This is a genomic window from Sphingomonas rustica, assembly GCF_039652585.1.
Taxonomy (GTDB): Bacteria; Pseudomonadota; Alphaproteobacteria; order Sphingomonadales; family Sphingomonadaceae; genus Sphingomonas; species Sphingomonas rustica.
Genome location: NZ_JBDIZK010000004.1, coordinates 146,881 through 165,854, shown reverse-complemented (window position 1 = coordinate 165,854; position 18,974 = coordinate 146,881). Strand labels below are relative to the sequence as shown.

Below are 18,974 nucleotides of genomic sequence, written 5' to 3'. Positions count from 1 at the left end.
CGCCGGGGGTGGCGGGGGACTGGATCGAAGGGGCATTGCTCGCGGCGGGCGCGGGGCTGGTCGGCGGCGTGATGAACGCGCTTGCCGGCGGCGGCACCTTCGCGACCTTGCCTGCGCTCATCGGGCTGGGGCTTCCCGCCAATATCGCCAATGCGACATCGAACGTCGCGCTGCTGCCGGGGGCAGCGGCAAGCGCGTGGGAGTTTCGCGACGAGCTCGAGCCGGTGGGCGGCCTGCCGGTACGGCTGCTGGTCGCGATCACCTTCGTCGCGGGGCTGATCGGCAGCATCCTGCTGGTCCTGACGCCCAGCCGGGCGTTCGACGTCATCATCCCCTGGCTCTTGCTGACCGGCTTCGTCGCGATGGCCCTCGGGCCGAAGGCGTCGGAATGGCTGCGGGCCCGGGTCGTGATCGGCCGCCGCACGCTGATGGTCACCCAGGGGATGCTCGGCGTCTATGGCGGTTATTTCGGCGGCGGCGTGGGGCTGATGACGACTGCGGCCTATGGCCTGCTCGCCGGTGCGCATCCGCGCTCGCTGTTTGCGATCCGGACGCTGATGCTGGCGGTGTCGAACCTGGCCGCCGCCTTCATCTTCGCAGCCGCCGGGGTCGTGCGATGGGCGTTCTGCATCCCGATGCTGCTCGGGGCGATCCTGGGCGGCGTGATCGGCGCGCGGATCGGCAAGCGGTTGCCCCATGGCCTGGTCCGTGCGTGGACCCTGCGGGTCACCGGCGCGACGACCCTCGTCTTCTTCGTGCGTGCCTATTCCTGATACGCTACAAGCGCATCATGGAGCCTGCCGCCCCGCCTCGAACCGACGATGCGCCGACCGGGCCGCAGCGCATCTACCGGCATGGTCCGTTCACCCGGATCTGGCACTGGATCAACGCGGTGACGGTGATCATCATGATCGCGAGCGGGCTGATGATCTTCAATGCCCATCCCCGGCTCTATTGGGGGCAGTATGGCGCGAATTTCGATGCCGCCTGGCTCGAGCTGCCGCGCTTTCCCTGGTTCGTGACTTTGCCCTCGACTTACAGCCTTGCGATCGCGCGTCACTGGCACCTGTTCTTCGCGCTGGTGCTGGCGTTCGCGCTGGCGATCTACATGATCGGGAGCCTGGTCAACCGCCATATCCAGCGCGACCTGCGCATCCGCCGTCGCGACTTGTCCGCGGCGCATGTCCGCGCCGACCTGAAGGCGCATTGGGAGTTGCGCTTTCACGATCCCGCCCGGCCTCAGGCCTATAATCTGTTCCAGAAGCTCAGCTATGTCGGCGTGATCTTCGTCCTGCTGCCGCTGCTGATCCTGTCGGGGCTGGCGCTGTCGCCGGGCATGGATGCCGCGTGGCCGTGGCTGACCGACCTGTTCGGCGGCCGCCAGTCGGCGCGGTCGGTTCACTTTATCGCAATGGCGCTGACGAGCGGCTTCATCGTCGTTCATCTGACGCTGGTGATCCTGGCCGGACCCTTCAACGAGGTGCGATCGATGGTGACCGGCTGGTGGCGGGTGCCCGAATGAGGATCTCTCGCCGATCGCTGCTGGTGACCGGGGCAGGCGGGATGCTGGCGGGGTGCGACGCGGCGGTGCGCAGCCCGACGGTCCAGTCGGTGCTGGCGCGCGGCGATGACGCGCACCGGTTTCTCCAGCGATCGGTGCTCGACCGGACCAGCCTGGCGCGCGAGTTTCGCGCCGATCAGATGAGCCCGCGCTTCCGCGTCAACGGCACGGCGAACCCCGGCACGCCCGACTATGCCGCACATGTCGCAAGCCGCTTCGCCGACTGGCGGCTCACGATCGACGGGCTGGTCGCCCGCCCGCTGTCGCTGTCGCTGGCCGATTTGCGATCGATGCCACAGCGCGCGCAGATCACCCGCCATGACTGTGTCGAGGGATGGAGCGCGATCGGCAAGTGGCAGGGGCCGCACCTGGCCCGGCTGCTCGACCTGGCGGGGCTGACGCCCGCGGCGCGGTTCATCGTCTTCCACTGTGCCGACGCGATCGGCGGCGCGCCCTATTATGAGTCGATCGACCTGATCGATGCCTGGCATCCCCAGACGATCCTGGCCTGGGCGATGAACGACGCGCCGCTGACCGTGGGACACGGCGCGCCGGTTCGCCTGCGCGTCGAGCGGCAGCTGGGCTACAAACACGCCAAATATGTGATGCGGATCGAGGCGGTCGCCAGCCTTGCCGGGATCGGCGGCGGCGGCGGTGGTTTATGGGAAGACCGCAGCGGATATGAGTGGTATGCGGGCATCTGATGAACAGGCATCTACCCCGGGGGGGAGCTGATACTGTACTGGAGCGTCTCGATTAAATGTCGCTTATAGACCGGTTTTTCGCCCGCGCCGTTCAAAAGGGCCAGCTTACCGTCATTCACCATAATGGTCGCACGATGGAGTTCGGCGCGCCCGATCCCGCCATCGCTCCGGTAACGATCCGGATCGGCAAGGGCGTCGAAGGAAAAATCCTGCGCGACCCGTCGCTCGGTGCGGCGGAAGCCTATCTCGATGGCAGCCTCTCGATCGAGCAGGGCGATATCCGCGACCTGCTGTGGCTGGTCACCTCGAACAACCGTTGGGAAGACGGTACGGGCAATCTGGATCCGAGCCTTTTGCGTCGCGCTGTCTCCGGCGTGGTATTCCGGCTCAACCGGATCAACATGCGCCGTCGGTCGAAGCGCAACGTCGCGCATCATTACGACCTTTCGGACCGCCTCTACGACCTCTTCCTCGACGTCGACCGGCAATATAGCTGCGCCTATTTCACCGATCCGTCGAACAGCCTGGAACAGGCCCAGTCGGACAAGAAAGCGCATATCGCCGCCAAGCTGGCGCTGAAGCCCGGCATGCGGGTGCTCGACATCGGCTGCGGCTGGGGCGGCATGGCGCTGTACCTCCATGAGAAAACCGGTGCCGAGGTGTTGGGCGTCACCTTGTCGGAGGAGCAACTGAAAGTCGCGCGCCGCCGTGCCGAAGAGGCGGGCGTGTCGGACAAGGTGAAGTTCGAGCTGATCGACTATCGCGACGTCACCGGCACCTTCGATCGGATCGTGTCGGTCGGCATGTTCGAGCATGTCGGCCCGCCGATGTATCGCGCGTTCTTCGCCAAGTGCCGCCAGTTGCTGAATGCGGACGGCGTGATGCTGATCCACACGATCGGCCGTGCCGGCGCGCCGGGCGTGACCGATGCGTTTACCGCAAAGTATATTTTCCCCGGCGGCTATATCCCGGCGCTGTCGGAGATCGCGCGCGGCTATGAGGGCATGCGCTACTTCATGACCGACGTCGAGGTCCTGCGTGAGCATTACGGCCACACGCTGAACCACTGGTACGACCGTACCGTCGCCGCTCGGGACGCGATCGTCGAGCTGTATGACGAGCGATTCTACCGGATGTGGACCTTCTACCTGGCCGGATCGATGGTCGCCTTCTTCAATGGCGGACTGGTCAACTACCAGCTGCAGTTCGCACGCGCGCGTCGTGGGCTGCCGATGACGCGTGACTATATGGTCGAGCGCGAGCGCGAACTGCGCGAGCCTGCCCGCACCGACTTCATGCTTCAGGACGGATAGGCGGAGTCCACCCGGTCAAGGGCGCGACGGATCAGCCGATCGAGCACCGCCGCGTCCACATCCCCCAGCCGCTTGACGTACAGGCATGACTTGCCGGTGCGATGTTTGCCCAGCCGAGCGAGGAACCCCGCATCGTCGGTCGCGCCGGTCAGGTACAGCACGAGCTCGGACTTGCGCGGCGAAAAGCCGATCCGGAAAGTGTCGCCCTCGCGCCCGCTGTCATAGCGATAGCGATACTGGCCGAAGCCGATGATCGAGGGTCCCCACAGCGTGGCCGGCTGGCCCGAAATCCCGGCCATCAGCCGGCACAGGCTGCGCGCATCCTCACGCCGCACCGGATCCTCGACCCGGTCGATGAAGGCGGCGACATCCCCGTCGCCCGGCACGGTCTTCGCCTCGGCCATCCGCGTCTCCTGCGACAGGTTTGCGCCGCTCGCTGGGTGATGTCCATGCCGGACGCTGGCGAAGCGGCCGGCCGGGCTGTAAGCGCGCGCCATGTCGTCGCTGCCGCTGACCCGCCGATCGATCTTTGCCCAGGCATGGCCGATCATGCTGGGCCAGGCGTCCGTGCCGCTGGTCGGATTCGTCGATACCGCAGTCATCGGGCGGACCGGCAATGCCGCCGAGCTTGCCGGGGTCGCCCTGGGCGCCACGGTGATCAACCTGATCTTCTGGAGCTTCGGGTTCCTGCGGATGGGGATCACCGGCATGACCGCCCAGGCGGCAGGCGCGCGCGACGACGACGAGGTCCGCGCGATGCTGGTGCGCGGACTGGCGGCCGGGCTCGCGCTGGGCCTTGTCCTGTTCGCGGCGCAGCTGCTCCTGATCCCGGCCGCGTTCGCGGTGCTCGCGGGCAGTCCGGAGATCAATGCCCCGGCGACCGAATTTGTCGAAGCGCGGTTCCTCGGCGCGCCGGCTGCGCTCGGCTTCTATGCGCTGATCGGCTGGCTGTTCGGGCTGGGCCGGTCGCGGGCCGCGCTGGCGCTGCAGGTGGTGATGAACGTGGCGAACATCGCGCTCGACGTCCTGTTCGTCTGGCATTTCGACATGGGCGCGCGGGGCGTCGGCTATGGCACCGCCTGCGCCGAATGGATCGCGCTGGCGACCGGCCTCGCCATTGCCGCGCAGGTGCTGGGCCGGCCCGGCATGATCGCGATGAAGGGGCGGATCCGCGGTTTCTTCGCGGCGGCGGCGATGCGGCGGATGTTCGCGGTCAATGCCGACATCATGATCCGCACCGTCGCGCTGCTGATCCTGTTCACCTGGTTCGCCAACGCCGGCGCGCGACTCGGTGCGGCGCCGCTTGCCGCCAATCACGTCCTGATGCAGCTCGTCTCGTTCGCTGCCTTCGTCCTCGACGGCTTTGCCTTCACCGCCGAGTCGCGTGTCGGCATGGCGATCGGTGCGGCGTCGCGCGCGCAATTCCTGAAGGCGATCCGGCTGACCGGCGAGTTCAGCCTGGGGGCGGGGATGGTCTTCACGTTCGCCATCGCGCTGGCCGGCACGCCCTATGTGGCGTTCATGACGCAGGATCCCCAGGTGCGAGCGGCCGCGGGCGCGCTGATCCCCTATGTCGCGATCCTGCCGCTGCTCGGCGTGGTGCCGTGGCTGCTCGACGGCATCTTCATCGGCGCGACGCAGGGGCGGGCGCTGCGCAACGCTGCCCTGGCGTCGACTGCGCTCTATATCGGCACCGACCTGATGCTTCGGCCGTTCGGCGCGCATGGTGTGTGGCTGGCGATGCTGGCGGCCTATGTCTATCGCGCGGGTGCGCTGGGCTGGCATTTTCCGGCGTTGCTCAGGCGGGTGGAACGCGGAGAGGTTGCGCAACACCCCGTCGGACCCTAGAGCGCCCGCGTTTCCACGTACGGAGTTGCTCGCACCATGACGGACAAGATCAATCGCGTCGTCCTCGCCTATTCGGGTGGACTGGACACCAGCGTGATCCTGAAATGGTTGCAGCAGACCTATCAGTGCGAGGTGGTGACCTTCACCGCCGACCTGGGCCAGGGCGAGGAACTCGAGCCGGCGCGCCGCAAGGCCGAGATGGCGGGGGTGAAGCCCGAGCACATCTTCATCGACGACCTCAAGGAAGAGTTTGTCCGGGATTTCGTGTTCCCGATGATGCGCGCCAATGCGCTGTACGAGGGGTTGTACCTCCTCGGCACGTCGATCGCGCGCCCGCTGATCGCCAAGCGCCAGATCGAGATCGCCAAGATGGTCGGTGCCGATGCGGTCAGCCACGGCGCGACCGGCAAGGGCAACGACCAGGTCCGCTTCGAGCTCGGCTATTATGCGCTGAACCCGGACATCAAGGTCATCGCCCCGTGGCGCGAATGGGACCTGACCAGCCGCACGCGCCTGATCGAGTTCGCCGAGCAGCACCAGATCCCCGTCGCCAAGGACAAGCGCGGCGAGGCGCCCTTCTCGACCGACGCGAACCTGCTGCACACCTCCAGCGAGGGCAAGGTGCTCGAGGATCCGTGGGACGAGGTTCCCGACTATGTCTATTCGCGCACGGTCAATCCGGAGGACGCGCCCGACGCGCCCGAGACGATCACCATCGATTTCGAGCGCGGCGACGGCGTCGCGCTGAACGGCGAGTCGATGTCGCCGGCCACGCTGCTGGCGGCGCTCAACGAACTGGGCCGCAAGCACGGGATCGGCCGCCTCGATCTGGTCGAGAACCGTTTCGTCGGCATGAAGTCGCGCGGGATGTACGAGACGCCGGGCGGCACCATCTATCACCTGGCGCACCGCGGGATCGAGCAGATCACGCTAGACCGGGGCGCCGCGCACCTGAAGGACGAGCTGGCCCCGCGCTACGCCGAGCTGATCTACAACGGCTTCTGGTTCGCGCCCGAGCGCGAGATGCTGCAGGCGGCGATCGACCATAGCCAGGAGAAGGTCACCGGCACGGTCCGGCTGAAGCTCTACAAGGGCAATGTGATCGTGACCGGCCGCAAGTCGCCCTACACGCTCTATTCGGAAAAGGTCGTGACCTTCGAGGACGACCAGGGCGCCTATGACCAGCGCGACGCCGCCGGCTTCATCAAGCTCAACGCGCTGCGGCTGCGCCTGCTGGGCCGCCGCGGAGGCTGATCGGTGCGCTGACCGGACGGCGGCGACACCGTCCGGTCAGCGGCGCGGCTGATCCAGCACGCCGATGAAGAAGGCGGTGACCACCGTCTGAAGCCCGATGCACCCGAGCAGCATCGATGGGATCGTCAAGCGCATCAACTCCGCGGGGTTGAGGGTGCCGAAACCGCTCGACGCCCAGATCGCCGTCGCGGTCGCCGCCCCGGCGATCCCGCCCGCCAGCATCAGCCCGCCCAGAACGCAGGCGCGCTCGACCCCGAACCAGTTGCGCACGCGGCGCATCATTCCGGTCTCCGGCCACATGCCGGCGATCGCCCCGTAACGCTGTGCCATGACGCTCAGCCCGATGAGCTGCGACCCCATCAGCACCGCCATCGCGGCAAAGATCATGGTGTGGACGCCCAATTCCACGCCGCCGATGCGCACGTCGCCCGCGACCAGGCCGAGGACACCGACCAGTCCGGTCAGCGCCAGCGCCAGCCCAGGGTAGAGAAACAGGAATTTCGGGGCATAGATCAACAGGAAGCGCAGGTGCCGCCAGCCGTCGCGCCAGGTGCGAAGATGCGGCGGCCGGCTGCGACCGTCGGGCTGCAGCGTGGTCGGCACCTCGCGGATATCGAGCTTTTCAATCGCAGCCTTCACCACCATCTCGCTGGCGAACTCCATGCCCGGCGCGGTCAGGCCAAGCTCGCGGATGGCCTCGCGATTGAAGGCGCGCAGCCCGCAGTGGAAATCGCCGATCGGCGTGCCGAAAAAGGTCCGGCCGAGAAAGCTGAGCACCGGATTGCCGAGATATTTGTGGAGGACCGGCATCGCACCGGGTGCGATCCCGCCCCGGAACCGGTTGCCCATCACCAGCTCGGCACCGCCGCGCAGTGCCTCGACAAAGGGCATCAGTCCGCTGAAATCATAGCTGTCGTCGGCATCGCCCATGGCGACATAGCGGCCCTGCGCCGCCTCGATCCCGCCGATCAGCGCAGCGCCATAGCCGCGCGCGGGAACATGGATGATGCGGGCGCCCAGCGCGTTGGCGATCTGCTGCGATCCGTCGGTCGAGCCATTGTCGGCAACGATCACCTCGCCGCTGACGCCATGGTCCGTCAGGAACGCCATCGCCTTCTTCACGCAGACGGCCAGCGTCTCCGCTTCGTTCAGGCAGGGCATCACGATCGAGAGTTCGATCTCGTGCGGGACGGGATCCGTCGGCAGGACCTGAGGCGGATGGCTGTTGACGGCGCGGGCAGTGTTCACGGGCGGAACTCCATGGATTGCCCGTGATGTGCCGCCCGGACCCCGAAATTTTGGTTAACGATTTCAACAAAATCTTAAATGGGCGGGGCGATACCAGCCCGGATGACCGCAACGACCCATTCTGCGACCGCCGTTCCCGCCGGGCGTTCCTCGCCCCTGATCGTCGTTCCGCGTGTCGGGCTGGCGCTGGTCATCACGGTCGTTCTGATCGGCGCCTGGGCGTTCAGGGACTGGGGCAATCTTGCCCTGCTCCGCCTGCCCGACAATGACGATATGGCGCGCCTGGCACAGGTGCGCGACTGGTTGAACGGCCAGGCATTCAACGACCTGACCCAATATCGCATGGGCCCGCCCGCAGGCGCGCCGATGCACTGGTCGCGGCTTGCCGACGCCGGCCCGGCCGCACTGATCCTGGTCTTTCGTCCGCTGCTGGGCGCGACCGGCGCAGAGATCGCGATGGCGATCGTCTATCCCGCGATCCTGTTCTTCCTCTACCTGATGCTGGTGGCGCGGATCGCCACGCGCCTTGGCGGTGGCCGCGCGGGTGTTCCGGCGCTGCTGCTTGGCGCAATCGCCTTTCCGACGATCAGCCTGTTCCTGCCTGGACGGATCGACCACCACGCGCTCCAGATCGTCCTGACGCTGGTGCTGGTCGACACGCTGGTCGGACCGCCGGATTTCCGCCACGGGGTGATCGCGGGCATCGTCTCGGCGTTCAGCCTTTCGATCGGTCTCGAGGTGGCACCCGAAGTGGTCGCGGCGATGGCGGCAATGGGGCTTGCCTGGCTGGCGGGCGGTCCCGACGAGGATCGTCGCGCGCTGGGTTTCGGCATCGCGATGGGCGGGGTGACGCTGGCGCTGCTCGCCTTTGCGCGGCCGATGTCCTGGCCCGAACAATGGTGCGATGGCCTGACGCCGGCCTCGTCCCGGGCGACGCTCGCGCTTGCCGGCGCATGGCTTCTGATGGGCCTTTCGGGCCGGGTGGCCCGCGACTGGCCGATCCGGCTGGCAACCGCCGCGATCCTGGGCGGCGGAGCGGCGATCCTCGCATGGCAGACCTCGTCGGTCTGTTTCGCCGGCCCCTATGGCGCGCTCGATCCCTTCCTCCAGCATGTCTGGATGCGCAATGTCAGCGAGGCGCGCGGCCTGTTCGCGGGACAGGACACGATCGGGACGAGCATCGCCTATGGCGGACTGATGCTCGCCGGGACCGCGTTGGCGCTCGGCCGCGTCCGCATGCCCGAGTGGCGCGCCCTTGCCGTCTTCATGCTGATCTCGGCAGTGGCGGCCATCCTCGCGATCCGCGTGACCTATATCATGGCCGGGGTGGCGGCGATCCCGTTCGCGGCGATGCTGGCGCGCGATGGTGCCCTGGCCAAGCGGCTGGCGCTGTGGGTGGTCGGCGCCGGGATCAGCTGGAACCTGCTGGCCATCACGCTGGACGGCGCCTTCGCCAGGCCGTTGATCGCCGCGAAGAAGGTGCAGCAGCTTTGCACCGCCGCGGCACCGCTCCGGGTCGTCGGCGCCCAGCCGGCCGGAACGATCATGGCCCCGCTCGAACTGGACTCGTATCTGCTCGGGCTGACGCCGCATCACGTCGTCGGCGCGGTCTATCACCGCAACAATGCCGGCAACCTGGCCATGTACCGCTTCTTCCTGTCACCGCCCGAGCGTGCCGGGCATCAGGCGCGGGCGCAGGGCGTCACCTATGTCGCGATCTGCGCCGACAATCTGCATGAGGACGGCCTTGCTCCCTATCGTCCGGGCAGCCTGGCGGAGGCGCTGCAGGCGGGGCGGATCCCCGGCTGGCTCGACCCGATTCCCACCGGCGGGGCGATCCAGCTCTACCGCGTCCGCAAAAGCGCTTCCGTCGCCCCCGGGCCTGTCGCAACTCGTCGCACGGCGGGCAACATCCGCTTGCCGCATCCGCCCGCCCTCTCCTAAAGCGTCGCAATGGACAGGGGCGAAGCGCTGCGTTGGTGGCAGACACGATGGTTCGTGGCATTCTGCACGATACTGGCAGCGGTACCGCTGATCTGGCCCGACGTCCCGCCGCTCGTCGACCTGCCCGGCCATATGGGGCGCTACCGCGTCCAGCTGGAATATGCCCAGCATCCCTGGCTCGCCGAATGGTATGACTTCAAATGGAGCCTGATGGGCAATCTGGGGGTCGACCTGCTGGTCATTCCCTTTGCCAAGATCTTCGGGCTCGAACTCGGCGTGAAGCTGATCGTGCTGTCGATCCCGCCGATGACGGTCGCGGGCTTCCTGTGGATCGCGCGCGAGGTGCATGGCCGCATTCCCGCCACGGCGCTGTTCGCGCTGCCGCTGGCCTATGCCTTCCCGTTCCACTTCGGCTTCGTGAACTTCGCCCTGTCGATGGCGTTCGCGATGCTCGCCTTCGGCCTGTGGCTGCGGCTCGGCCGGCTGGGCAAGCTCACGCTGCGCGCCATCCTGTTCCTGCCGATCTCGGCGCTGATCTGGCTCACCCACACCTTCGGCTGGGGAACGCTGGGCCTGCTTGCTTTCTCGGCGGAGCTGATCCGCCAGCATGATATCCGGCCCCGCCGCGAGGGCGGGTGGCGCCAGGATTTCGTGACCGCCTGGATCGTCCCCTGGTTCAAGGCTGGCATCCAGTGCCTGGTGCTCGCGCCGCCGGTCGTGCTGATGCTCGCCTGGCGCAGCGGCGGCAACGTTTCGGGCCAGACCTTCGACTGGTTCAACTGGATGGCCAAGTCGCGCTGGGTCGTTCAGGTCTTCCGCGACCGCTGGCAGCTGTTCGACATCGCCAGCGTCGGCGTGCTGTTCCTGCTCCTGTTCAAGGCAGTGCGCGATCCCAACATCCAGTATTCGCGCAACCTGACGCTGTCGGCGCTGTTCCTGCTGGCGGTCTATATCCTGCTCCCGCGCGTCGTGTTCGGGTCGGCCTATGCCGACATGCGGCTGGTGCCGTTCATGATCGCGATCGCGATCCTGTCGATCCGGCCCAAGCCCGGCATGCCGATCGTCGGTGCCGCGGTCGTCGCGATACTCGGCTTCGGCTTCTATGGCGCACGCATCGCCGCGACGACCGCCAGCTTCGCCATTTACGACGCGTCCTATGATCGCGAACTGCAGGCGCTGAAGCACCTGCCGACCGGCTCGCGCCTGCTGAGCTTCGTCGGCGAGACCTGCTACAACGAATGGACGATGACGCGCCTTCAGCACGTCCCCGGCCTCGCGCTCGAACGGAACCTGTCCTATACCAACGACCAATGGTCGATGGCCGGCGGCCAGCTGATGACGGTGAAGTATCTTCAGGACCGCGACCGGCTGGCGCGCAGCTTCACCCATGATCCGTCCGAGTTGGTGACCGACGTGAAGTGTCCGCGTGAATATTGGCGGCCGGTGGCGCGCGCGCTGGTGCTCTTCCCGCGTGATGCGTTCGACTATGTCTGGCTGATCCGTCCGCCGCATTACGACAAGGAACTGGAAGCGGGCCTCACCCCGGTGTGGCGCGGCGGCGAGGGCAGCACGTTGTTCCGCGTCGACCGGCGGGTGGAACGGCCCGACCCGGGCGAGGTCATGCTGCCGATGCCGGTATGGGAGCGGCAGATGCCGATCCCGACCGAATATGAGCAGCTGGTCAATTCGATGGCGCCGCAATAGGCGTCCCGCCGCTTACCCGTTGATGCGCTTGAACGGCGTCAGCTCGCCCAGATACGCCTGCTCCTGACGCACGGCCTCGCGCTCGCGATCCAGGAATTCGGCGACCGCGGCGCGGAATCCCGGATCGGGCAGGTAGTGCGCCGACCAGGTCGGCACCGGCACATAGCCGCGCGCCAGCTTGTGCTCGCCCTGCGCGCCGGCCTCGACCCGCGTGAGCCCGCGTTCGATCGCCGCATCGATCGCCTGATAATAGCAGAGCTCGAAATGGAGGAACGGCACGTCCTCCACCGCGCCCCAATAGCGGCCGTAGAGCGTATCGGCGCCGATCAGGTTCAGCGCACCCGCGATCGGCCGGCCGTCGCGCTCGGCCAGCATCAGCAGCACCTTGTCGCCCATCGTCTCGCCCAGCATCGAGAAGAAGCTGCGCGTCAGATAGGGGCGACCCCATTTGCGGCTGCCGGTGTCCTGATAGAAGATCCAGAACGCGTCCCAATGCGCCTCGGTGATGTCGCCGCCGGTCAGGTGTCGGACGTTCAGCCCCTCCAGCGCGGCGGCACGCTCCTTGCGGATCGCCTTGCGCTTGCGACTGGCGAGGGTCTCCAGGAAATCGTCGAACCGGCCATAGCCCTGGTTCTGCCAGTGGAACTGGGTGCCTTCGCGCAGTAGCCATCCAGCCGCCTCGAAGGCCGGCACCTCGCGCTCGTGGAGAAAGGTGACATGCGCCGAGGACAGCCGGTTCTGGTCGGTCACCGCCTCGATCGCGGCGATCAGTGCGGGCGCATCGGCTTCGTCGCGCAGCAGCAGCCTCGGCCCCGGCACCGGTGTGAACGGCACCGCCACCTGAAGCTTGGGATAATAGCGCCCGCCCGCCCGTTCCCACGCGTCGGCCCAGCCGTGGTCGAACACATATTCGCCCTGGCTGTGGCTCTTGCCATAGGCGGGCGCGATGCCTGCGGGGCGCCCGTCCGGGCCGTCGATAATGATGGGCAGCGGCTGCCAGCCGGTCCCGACCGTCGCCGATCCCGACCGCTCCAGGATCGACAGGAAGTCGTGGCTGACGAAAGGATTGCCGGATCCGGCGCAGGCGTCCCAGTCCGCCGCGGGAATCGAAGCGACGCCATCGGCGATGCGGGCGGTGATCGAGGAGGAGCGCACAGGTCCGATATAGGATGCGCGTCTCGGCGATGGGAGGGGGAAGTGGCAGCGGCGTCAGCCGACGGATTCCGGCCCCTTCACCGTCACGACCCGCTGCGGGAACGGGATCACGATCCCATGCTCCTTGAACAGCAGCCACAGCCGGTTGAGCACATCGCTCTTCACATTGCCGACGCCGCTTTCGGGGTCGCTGATCCAGGCGAGGATGTCGTGCTCGACGCCATTCTCGCCGAACGCGGTCAGCCAGACATTGGGCTGGGGATCCTTCAGCACGCGTGGGCTCTCCACTGCGGCGCGCATCATCAGCGCCTGCGCCAGCTGCAGGTCGCAGTCATAGGCGACGCGCACGGGCACGCGGACCCGGACGTTACGATCGGTGTAGGACCAGTTCTCCACCTCCTGCGTCATCAGGATCTCGTTGGGAATCAGATGCTCCTTGCCGTCGCGAGTGATGACGCTGACCGCGCGAACGCCGATCTTGTTCACCCAGCCGAAGCTTTCGCCCACCACGATCACGTCACCCGGCTTGATCGAGCGGTCCATCAGCAGGATGATGCCGGCGATCAGGTTGCCGATGGTCTTTTGCAGACCGAAGCCGATCGCCAGGCCGAATGCGCCGCTGAACAGCGCGAAGGCAGTCAGGTCGATCCCCAGCACATCGATGCCGATGAAGAAGGCGAGGATCACGACGCCGATCGCCGCCAGCTTCTGCGCCAGCAGCCGCTGGGTCGGATCGAAGCCCTTGGAATGCATCAGGGCCTGGCCGACCGCGCGATTGATCAGCCGGACCGCGGCGAACAGCGCGACGAAGGTGATCAGGATCGTCATCAGCGACAACAGGCTGAACCGGGTCGAACCGATTTCCAGCGCCACCCGGTCCAGCGTGTTGCGAATGGCCGCCAGCCCGCCGACCGCGCGGCTGAGGATCGAGGTGAAGGCGATCGCCGCCATGCTCCACGAGGCCCAGCGCGGCAGGTGCAGCCCGCGCAGCACCGACACCACCAGCATGGCGACCGCCGAGCCGAGAGCGAAACCCAGGCCAAGCTTGGACAGGGGCGTCCAGGGCCAGGCGACCGCGATGATCGCCAGCAGCATCGCAGCGGTGCCGTGCCGGCAGATCGAATGAAGCCGGGTGCCCAGCCCGTCGGCTTCGCCGCCGATGCGTTCGGCCCAAAGCGCGTTCAGCCAGTTGCCGAGCGTCCGACCGACCACCCAGCCGGCAAGCAACGCGAGCAGGGCAAGTGCCAGCGCCACGCCGTTCTGGGCCAGTTCGTCGCTGCCCGGGGCACCGAGCCCCAGCGACGCGAACCATTGGCCCAGCCGGTTCACCGCTTCTTCTCGCGGAAGCGCGACAACGCCTGGTCGAGGTCGGCGATCAGGTCGTCCGGATCTTCCAGCCCGATCTGGAGACGGACCAGCGGGCCGGCCGCTTCCCAGCGGGTCGCGGTGCGATAGCGCTGCGGATCGACCGGGATGGCCAGGCTTTCGAAGCCGCCCCAGCTATAGCCTATGCCGAACAGCTCCAGCGCGTCGATAAAGGCGGCGCGTGCGGCTTCGTCGCCACCGTCGAACACGAAGCCGAACAGGCCCGCCGCGCCCTTGAAGTCGCGGGCGAACAGCGCATGGCCCGGGCAGCCGGGCAGGGCGGGGTGCAGCACCGCCGCCACTTCCGGCCGGTCCGCCAGCCAGCGCGCGACGGTCAGCGCAGCGTCCCCATGATGCTTCAGCCGCAATGCCATGGTGCGCAGGCCGCGCGATCCCAGCCAGGCATCGTCGGGGCTGGCGGTCTGGCCAAGCTGGTAGGTTGCATCGCGCAGGGCGGCATATTTGCCCTGCGCCGCGGTCACCGAACCCAGCATGATGTCCGAATGGCCCGAGATATATTTGGTGCAGGCCAGGATCGAATAGTCGATCCCCATCGCGATCGCCGGCAACAGCAGCGGCGTCGCCCAGGTATTGTCGAGCAATGTCGTGATGCCGCGCGCCCTGGCGACCTCGACGATCGCCGGCAGGTCCTGAACCTCGAAGGTCAGGCTGCCGGGGCTCTCCATGAAGATCGCCCGCGTATTGTCCTGGACCAGGTCGGCGATGCCGGCGCCGATGAGCGGGTCGTAATAGCTCGTCTCGACCCCGAAGCGCTTGAGCATGCCGTTGGCGAAGTTGCGCGTCGGATCATAGACGCTGTCCGCCAGAAGCAGATGATCTCCCGGCGACAGCACCGCCAGCAGCGCGGTCGACACCGCCGCAACGCCCGAGGGGTAGAGCAAGGTTGCCTCGGCCCCCGGCTCCAGTTCGGTCAGCGCCTCGGCCAGAGACCATTGGGTCGGTGTCCCGCGGCGGCCGTAGAACAGCCGGTGATGCGTATCGCGCGCACCGGCCGCGCGCAGGTCGCCGACCGAGTCGTACAGGATCGTCGAGGCGCGCCATACCGGCGGGCTCACGATGCCCCGGGTCCATTCCTCGCGCCGGCCCGCCGTGACGACGCGGGTGGCGTCCTTGCGCTCGCTCATGCTGCTCCTGTCGCCTTGGGCGTCGTCGGATCGCCGCCCCATTCCGCCCAGCTGCCGTCATAGAGCCTTGCCCGGTGACCCAGCAGATGCGCGGCGAATATGATCACCGCCGCGGTGATCCCCGATCCGCAGGTCGCGACGACCGGACGCTCGATCTCGATCCCCTGGCTCTCGAACACCGCCCGCAGCGCGACATCGCGCTTCCAGGTGCCGTCGTCGTGGAAGAAGTCGCGATAGGGCAGGTTGCGCGACCCCGGAATGTGGCCGGGCACGACGCCGGGACGCGGCTCCGGCTCCTGCCCCGCGAACCGGGCGGGCGAGCGCGCGTCGACGATCTGGCCGGTTTCGCCGCGCATCGCGTCCAGCGAGACGATGCCCTGCGGCGCGTGGCGCGGCGTGAAATGGCGCGGTCTGATCCCGGGGGCATCCCGCTCGATCGGTCGCCCCTCGGCGCGCCACTTGGCCATGCCGCCGTCGAGGATCGCGACGTCGGGTGTGCCGAATGCCGTCAGCATGACCCAGGCACGCGCGGCGGTGTGCAACGGGCTGTCGTCATACAGCACGATGCGGGTGCCGTCGCCGAGTCCCAGAGCGCCCATCCGGACCGCGAGTTGCTCGGCCGAGGGCATCATCGACGGGAGCGTGCTTCCCTTCGCCGCGAAGGCATCGAGATCCATGAAGACCGCGCCGGGGATGTGGCCCGCGGCATGATCGGCGCGCGCGTCGCGGCCATGTTCGGGCAGGAACCAGCTGGCGTCGGCGATCCGCAGGTCGGAAGACCCCAGCTGAGAGGCAAGCCATTCGGTGGTTACCAGCGCGTCCATGGCAACGCTCCTAGAAGGATGCAAAGCGCGCATCAAATGCTTACATGGCCGCCATGACCCCCATGCATCTCGGCCAGCAGTCCGCGCTCCCCGCCTCTCCCGAGGAGGCGCAGCTGGACTATGTTCCCAATCCGCGGCCCGGCACGCGATATCTGGTGCGGTTCGCCGTGCCAGAATTCACCTCGCTGTGTCCGATCACCGGCGCGCCCGACTTCGCGCATCTGGTCATCGACTATGTGCCCGACCAGACGATCGTCGAATCCAAGTCGCTCAAGCTGTTTCTGGGCAGCTTCCGCAATCACGGCGCATTCCACGAGGATTGCACCGTCGGGATCGGGGAGCGGCTGTTCTCGGAGATGAAGCCGCTCTGGCTGCGCATCGGCGGCTATTGGTATCCGCGCGGCGGCATTCCGATCGACGTGTTCTGGCAATCGGGCGAGCCGCCCGCGGGCCTGTGGGTGCCGGATCAGGGCGTTGCGGGATATCGCGGAAGGGGCTGAGCCCCGCGATTCAGGTGCTTGATCCGATTCATTTTTTTGCAGTGCAACAATCCTGCAACTATATGATACATGGAGAGTTGGGAGGCGGATAAGGCTGAATAGGCCCTGTACGAAAGTGCATTAGCGAAAGGACTTTTATGGCGGCCCAGCAGAAGTTTCCGGCACTCCGTCACCTCGCGCTGATCGGGAATTTTCTGCCCCGCAAATGCGGCATCGCGACCTATACGACCGATACCTATAATGCGCTGAAGGATCGGTTTCCCGACCTCAAGGTCGATGTCTATGCGATGGACGACCATCCGGGTCGCTATGACTATCCCGCCGCGGTGACCCGCGCGATCGCGCAGAACGACCGCACCGCCTATCTCGACGCCGCGCGCGAGATCGAGGCAAGCGGTGCGCAAGCGCTGTGGGTCCAGCATGAATATGGCATCTATGGCGGTGCGGCGGGCGACCTGCTGCTGGCGCTGCTCGACCGGATCACGATTCCGGTCATCGCGACGCTGCACACCATCCTCGAAAAGCCGAGCGTCGACGAGCGCCGGGTGATGGAGGCGCTGCTGCGCCGCGCCTCGCGCGTCATCGTGATGGCGGACAAGGGCCGCGATATCCTGAAGCGCGTCCACGGTGTCGACGATGCCAAGGTCGCGACCATCCCGCACGGCGTGCCCGATCGCCCGCTGGTCGACCCCGCCATGCTGAAGCCCGCCTTTAGCTGGGAAGGGCGCCAGGTCATCCTGACCTTCGGTCTGCTTGCCCCGAACAAGGGGATCGAGGCGATGATCGACGCGCTGCCCGCCGTCGTCGCCAACCATCCCAATGCGCTCTACGTGGTTCTGGGCGCGACCCATCCGAACCTGGTCGCGCATGAGGGCGAGGCCTATCGCGACCGGTTGAAGGCGCTGGCGGCCGAACGCGGCGTCGCCGGGCACCTCCAGTTCGTCGATGCGTTCGTCGAGCAGGAGGAACTGCTCGACTATCTCCAGGCCGCCGACATCTATGTCACGCCCTACAGCAATCCGGCGCAGATCACCTCGGGCACGCTGTCCTACGCCGTCGGCGTCGGCAAGGCGGTGATCTCGACTCCCTATGTCCATGCGACCGAAATCCTGTCCGACGATCACGGCGTGCTGGTCGATTTCGGGGATTCCGCGGCGTTCGCGCGCGAGATCGACCGGCTGTTGACCGACGGCGATGCCCGCGCCGAGCTGTCGGCCCGTGCCTATGCCCGCGGCCGCACGATGTTGTGGCCGGTGCTGGCCGAGGCTGCGGTGGCGCAGATCGGAGAAATCCTGGGAAAAAAGCCGCATCGCATCGTCGCGACCGCGACTGACCTGCCGGTGCTGGCGCCCGATATCGCGGCGGTCGAGCGGATGAGCGACAGTACCGGAATGCTGCAGCATTCGATCTATTCGATCCCCGATCGTCGCCACGGCTATTGCATCGACGACAATGCCCGCGCGCTGATCCTGATGTGCCGCATGCCCGAACTCGACCAGGTGGTGCGCGATCGCTGGACCAGCATCTATGCCAGTTTCGTCCAGCATGCCTGGAACGCGGATCTGCGGCGCTTCCGCAATTTCATGAACTTCGATCGCAGCTGGTGCGAGGATGTCGGGTCCGAGGATTCGAACGGCCGCGCCATCTGGTCGCTGGGCGTGACCGCGCGCGACGCCAAGGCGCAGAAGCATCGTGACTGGGCGTCCGCCATGTTCGACCAGACCGCCTCGATCGCGCTCGAGCTCGGCAGCCCGCGCGCACACGCCTTTGCGATGCTCGGCGCCGCGGCGATGCTCGAGGCGCATCCGGGTCATGCGCTGTCGCGTCAGATCCTGACCCGCTTCGGCGACGAACTGATCGCGCTGCTCGATACTGCTCGGCGTCCGGAATGGAAGTGGTTCGAGATCGTGCTGGCCTATGACAATGCCCGCCTGCCCGAGGCCTTGCTTCGTGCCGGCCGGGCGCTGGGCCGCACAGACTTCGTCGAGGTCGGTGTCGAGACGCTGGAATGGATCGTCTCGCGCCAGACCTCGCCCGAGGGTCGGTTCCGTGCGGTGGGCAGCGAGAGCTTCAACCGCCCCTATCAGGAGCCGATGCAGTTCGACCAGCAGCCGCTGGAAGCGCAGGCGACGATCGAGGCGTGCGAGGCGGCGCATGATGCCACCCGCGATCCCCGCTGGGTCGAGGAAGCGGTGCGTGCCTATCGCTGGTATCTGGGCGCCAACGACCTCGATCTGCCGCTCGCCACCATCCAGGATGGCGGCTGCTTCGACGGGCTGACCCCCACCGGACTCAATCGCAACCAGGGCGCCGAGTCGATTCTGGCGCTTCAACTGGCAAGTTGCGCCATTTCGGGGCTTTCAAAGGCGCGGACTATCGTGGCAGGACCGGAGCGCGTCGTCGCTTGAA

Annotated in this window: 16 protein-coding genes; 10 read left to right on the top strand and 6 right to left on the bottom strand. The window is 67.0% G+C overall.

All coding sequences use genetic code 11. From position 1 onward, the window contains the following. The first annotated feature begins 8 nt into the window (after positions 1 to 8). Genes TPR58_RS08460 through TPR58_RS08445 form a run of 4 tightly spaced genes read left to right on the top strand, consistent with a single transcriptional unit; the run spans position 9 to position 3,578 of the window. Entirely contained in the window at positions 9 to 773 is a 765-nt protein-coding gene (locus TPR58_RS08460; RefSeq protein WP_346246200.1) for a sulfite exporter TauE/SafE family protein, read from the top strand. Positions 774 to 790: 17 nt separating this feature from the next. After that, entirely contained in the window at positions 791 to 1,522 is a 732-nt protein-coding gene (locus TPR58_RS08455; RefSeq protein WP_346246199.1) for a cytochrome b/b6 domain-containing protein, read from the top strand. Next, entirely contained in the window at positions 1,519 to 2,265 is a 747-nt protein-coding gene (locus TPR58_RS08450) for a molybdopterin-dependent oxidoreductase (RefSeq protein ID WP_346246198.1), read from the top strand. Before TPR58_RS08455 ends, TPR58_RS08450 begins: the two co-directional genes overlap by 4 nt. A 56-nt stretch (positions 2,266 to 2,321) precedes the next feature. Further along, positions 2,322 to 3,578 carry a class I SAM-dependent methyltransferase gene (locus TPR58_RS08445; protein WP_346246197.1) on the top strand — a complete coding sequence of 419 codons (1,257 nt, stop codon included), beginning with the start codon at positions 2,322 to 2,324 and terminating at the stop codon, positions 3,576 to 3,578. On the opposite strand, the gene TPR58_RS08440 is transcribed toward TPR58_RS08445, so the two are convergent. Then, entirely contained in the window at positions 3,566 to 3,982 is a 417-nt protein-coding gene (locus TPR58_RS08440; RefSeq protein WP_346246196.1) for a DUF1801 domain-containing protein, read from the bottom strand. The two genes, TPR58_RS08445 and TPR58_RS08440, sit on opposite strands and share 13 nt — an antisense overlap. Before the next feature lie 91 nt (positions 3,983 to 4,073). On the opposite strand from TPR58_RS08440, the gene TPR58_RS08435 reads away from it, so the two are divergent. Together TPR58_RS08435 and TPR58_RS08430 are read left to right on the top strand one after the other, a co-directional pair. Then, complete coding sequence (locus tag TPR58_RS08435) at positions 4,074 to 5,426, top strand: MATE family efflux transporter (protein WP_346246195.1); 1,353 nt, start codon at positions 4,074 to 4,076, stop codon at positions 5,424 to 5,426. Positions 5,427 to 5,462: 36 nt separating this feature from the next. After that, positions 5,463 to 6,680: an argininosuccinate synthase gene (locus TPR58_RS08430; RefSeq protein ID WP_346246194.1), complete on the top strand. Its 1,218-nt coding sequence runs from the start codon at positions 5,463 to 5,465 to the stop codon at positions 6,678 to 6,680. Positions 6,681 to 6,716: 36 nt separating this feature from the next. On the opposite strand, the gene TPR58_RS08425 is transcribed toward TPR58_RS08430, so the two are convergent. Continuing rightward, positions 6,717 to 7,928, bottom strand: coding sequence for a glycosyltransferase family 2 protein (locus tag TPR58_RS08425; RefSeq protein WP_346246193.1), 1,212 nt, complete (start codon positions 7,926 to 7,928; stop codon positions 6,717 to 6,719). A 102-nt stretch (positions 7,929 to 8,030) separates the two neighbouring features. Here TPR58_RS08425 and TPR58_RS08420 point away from each other — a divergent pair, with 102 nt between their 5' ends. Together TPR58_RS08420 and TPR58_RS08415 are read left to right on the top strand one after the other, a co-directional pair. Further along, positions 8,031 to 9,872, top strand: a complete 1,842-nt coding sequence (locus TPR58_RS08420) for a hypothetical protein (RefSeq protein ID WP_346246192.1) — start codon at positions 8,031 to 8,033, stop codon at positions 9,870 to 9,872. Between the two features lie 9 nt (positions 9,873 to 9,881). After that, entirely contained in the window at positions 9,882 to 11,576 is a 1,695-nt protein-coding gene (locus TPR58_RS08415) for a hypothetical protein (RefSeq protein WP_346246191.1), read from the top strand. Positions 11,577 to 11,588: 12 nt separating this feature from the next. Here TPR58_RS08415 and TPR58_RS08410 read toward each other — a convergent pair whose 3' ends face one another. The 4 genes from TPR58_RS08410 to TPR58_RS08395 are packed head-to-tail and all read right to left on the bottom strand — an operon-like array spanning position 11,589 to position 16,065. Beyond that, entirely contained in the window at positions 11,589 to 12,731 is a 1,143-nt protein-coding gene (locus TPR58_RS08410; RefSeq protein WP_346246190.1) for a GNAT family N-acetyltransferase, read from the bottom strand. A gap of 54 nt (positions 12,732 to 12,785) precedes the next feature. Continuing rightward, positions 12,786 to 14,060, bottom strand: a complete 1,275-nt coding sequence (locus TPR58_RS08405; RefSeq protein ID WP_346246189.1) for a mechanosensitive ion channel family protein — start codon at positions 14,058 to 14,060, stop codon at positions 12,786 to 12,788. Beyond that, positions 14,057 to 15,241, bottom strand: coding sequence for a cystathionine beta-lyase (metC, locus tag TPR58_RS08400; protein ID WP_346246188.1), 1,185 nt, complete (start codon positions 15,239 to 15,241; stop codon positions 14,057 to 14,059). The genes TPR58_RS08405 and metC overlap by 4 nt, the downstream gene beginning before the upstream one ends. Beyond that, positions 15,238 to 16,065 (bottom strand): sulfurtransferase, encoded by an 828-nt coding sequence (locus TPR58_RS08395; protein ID WP_346246187.1) that lies wholly within the window; start codon positions 16,063 to 16,065, stop codon positions 15,238 to 15,240. The genes metC and TPR58_RS08395 overlap by 4 nt, the downstream gene beginning before the upstream one ends. A 53-nt stretch (positions 16,066 to 16,118) precedes the next feature. Between TPR58_RS08395 and queF the strand changes: the two genes are divergently transcribed. Continuing rightward, complete coding sequence (queF, locus tag TPR58_RS08390) at positions 16,119 to 16,565, top strand: preQ(1) synthase (RefSeq protein WP_346246186.1); 447 nt, start codon at positions 16,119 to 16,121, stop codon at positions 16,563 to 16,565. Between the two features lie 137 nt (positions 16,566 to 16,702). Further along, the gene (locus TPR58_RS08385) at positions 16,703 to 18,973 is read left to right on the top strand and encodes a glycosyltransferase (protein WP_346246185.1); all 2,271 of its coding nucleotides are present in this window, start codon (positions 16,703 to 16,705) and stop codon (positions 18,971 to 18,973) included. The last annotated feature ends 1 nt before the right edge of the window (position 18,974 follow it).

Coding starts and splice junctions, on each gene's coding strand:
- TPR58_RS08455 (WP_346246199.1), top strand. CDS start 791: ATGGAGCCTGCCGCCCCGCCTCGAACCGACGATGCGCCGACCGGGCCG.
- TPR58_RS08450 (WP_346246198.1), top strand. CDS start 1,519: ATGAGGATCTCTCGCCGATCGCTGCTGGTGACCGGGGCAGGCGGGATG.
- TPR58_RS08445 (WP_346246197.1), top strand. CDS start 2,322: ATGTCGCTTATAGACCGGTTTTTCGCCCGCGCCGTTCAAAAGGGCCAG.
- TPR58_RS08440 (WP_346246196.1), bottom strand. CDS start 3,982: ATGGCCGAGGCGAAGACCGTGCCGGGCGACGGGGATGTCGCCGCCTTC.
- TPR58_RS08435 (WP_346246195.1), top strand. CDS start 4,074: ATGTCGTCGCTGCCGCTGACCCGCCGATCGATCTTTGCCCAGGCATGG.
- TPR58_RS08430 (WP_346246194.1), top strand. CDS start 5,463: ATGACGGACAAGATCAATCGCGTCGTCCTCGCCTATTCGGGTGGACTG.
- TPR58_RS08420 (WP_346246192.1), top strand. CDS start 8,031: ATGACCGCAACGACCCATTCTGCGACCGCCGTTCCCGCCGGGCGTTCC.
- TPR58_RS08415 (WP_346246191.1), top strand. CDS start 9,882: ATGGACAGGGGCGAAGCGCTGCGTTGGTGGCAGACACGATGGTTCGTG.
- metC (WP_346246188.1), bottom strand. CDS start 15,241: ATGAGCGAGCGCAAGGACGCCACCCGCGTCGTCACGGCGGGCCGGCGC.
- TPR58_RS08395 (WP_346246187.1), bottom strand. CDS start 16,065: ATGGACGCGCTGGTAACCACCGAATGGCTTGCCTCTCAGCTGGGGTCT.
- queF (WP_346246186.1), top strand. CDS start 16,119: ATGACCCCCATGCATCTCGGCCAGCAGTCCGCGCTCCCCGCCTCTCCC.
- TPR58_RS08385 (WP_346246185.1), top strand. CDS start 16,703: ATGGCGGCCCAGCAGAAGTTTCCGGCACTCCGTCACCTCGCGCTGATC.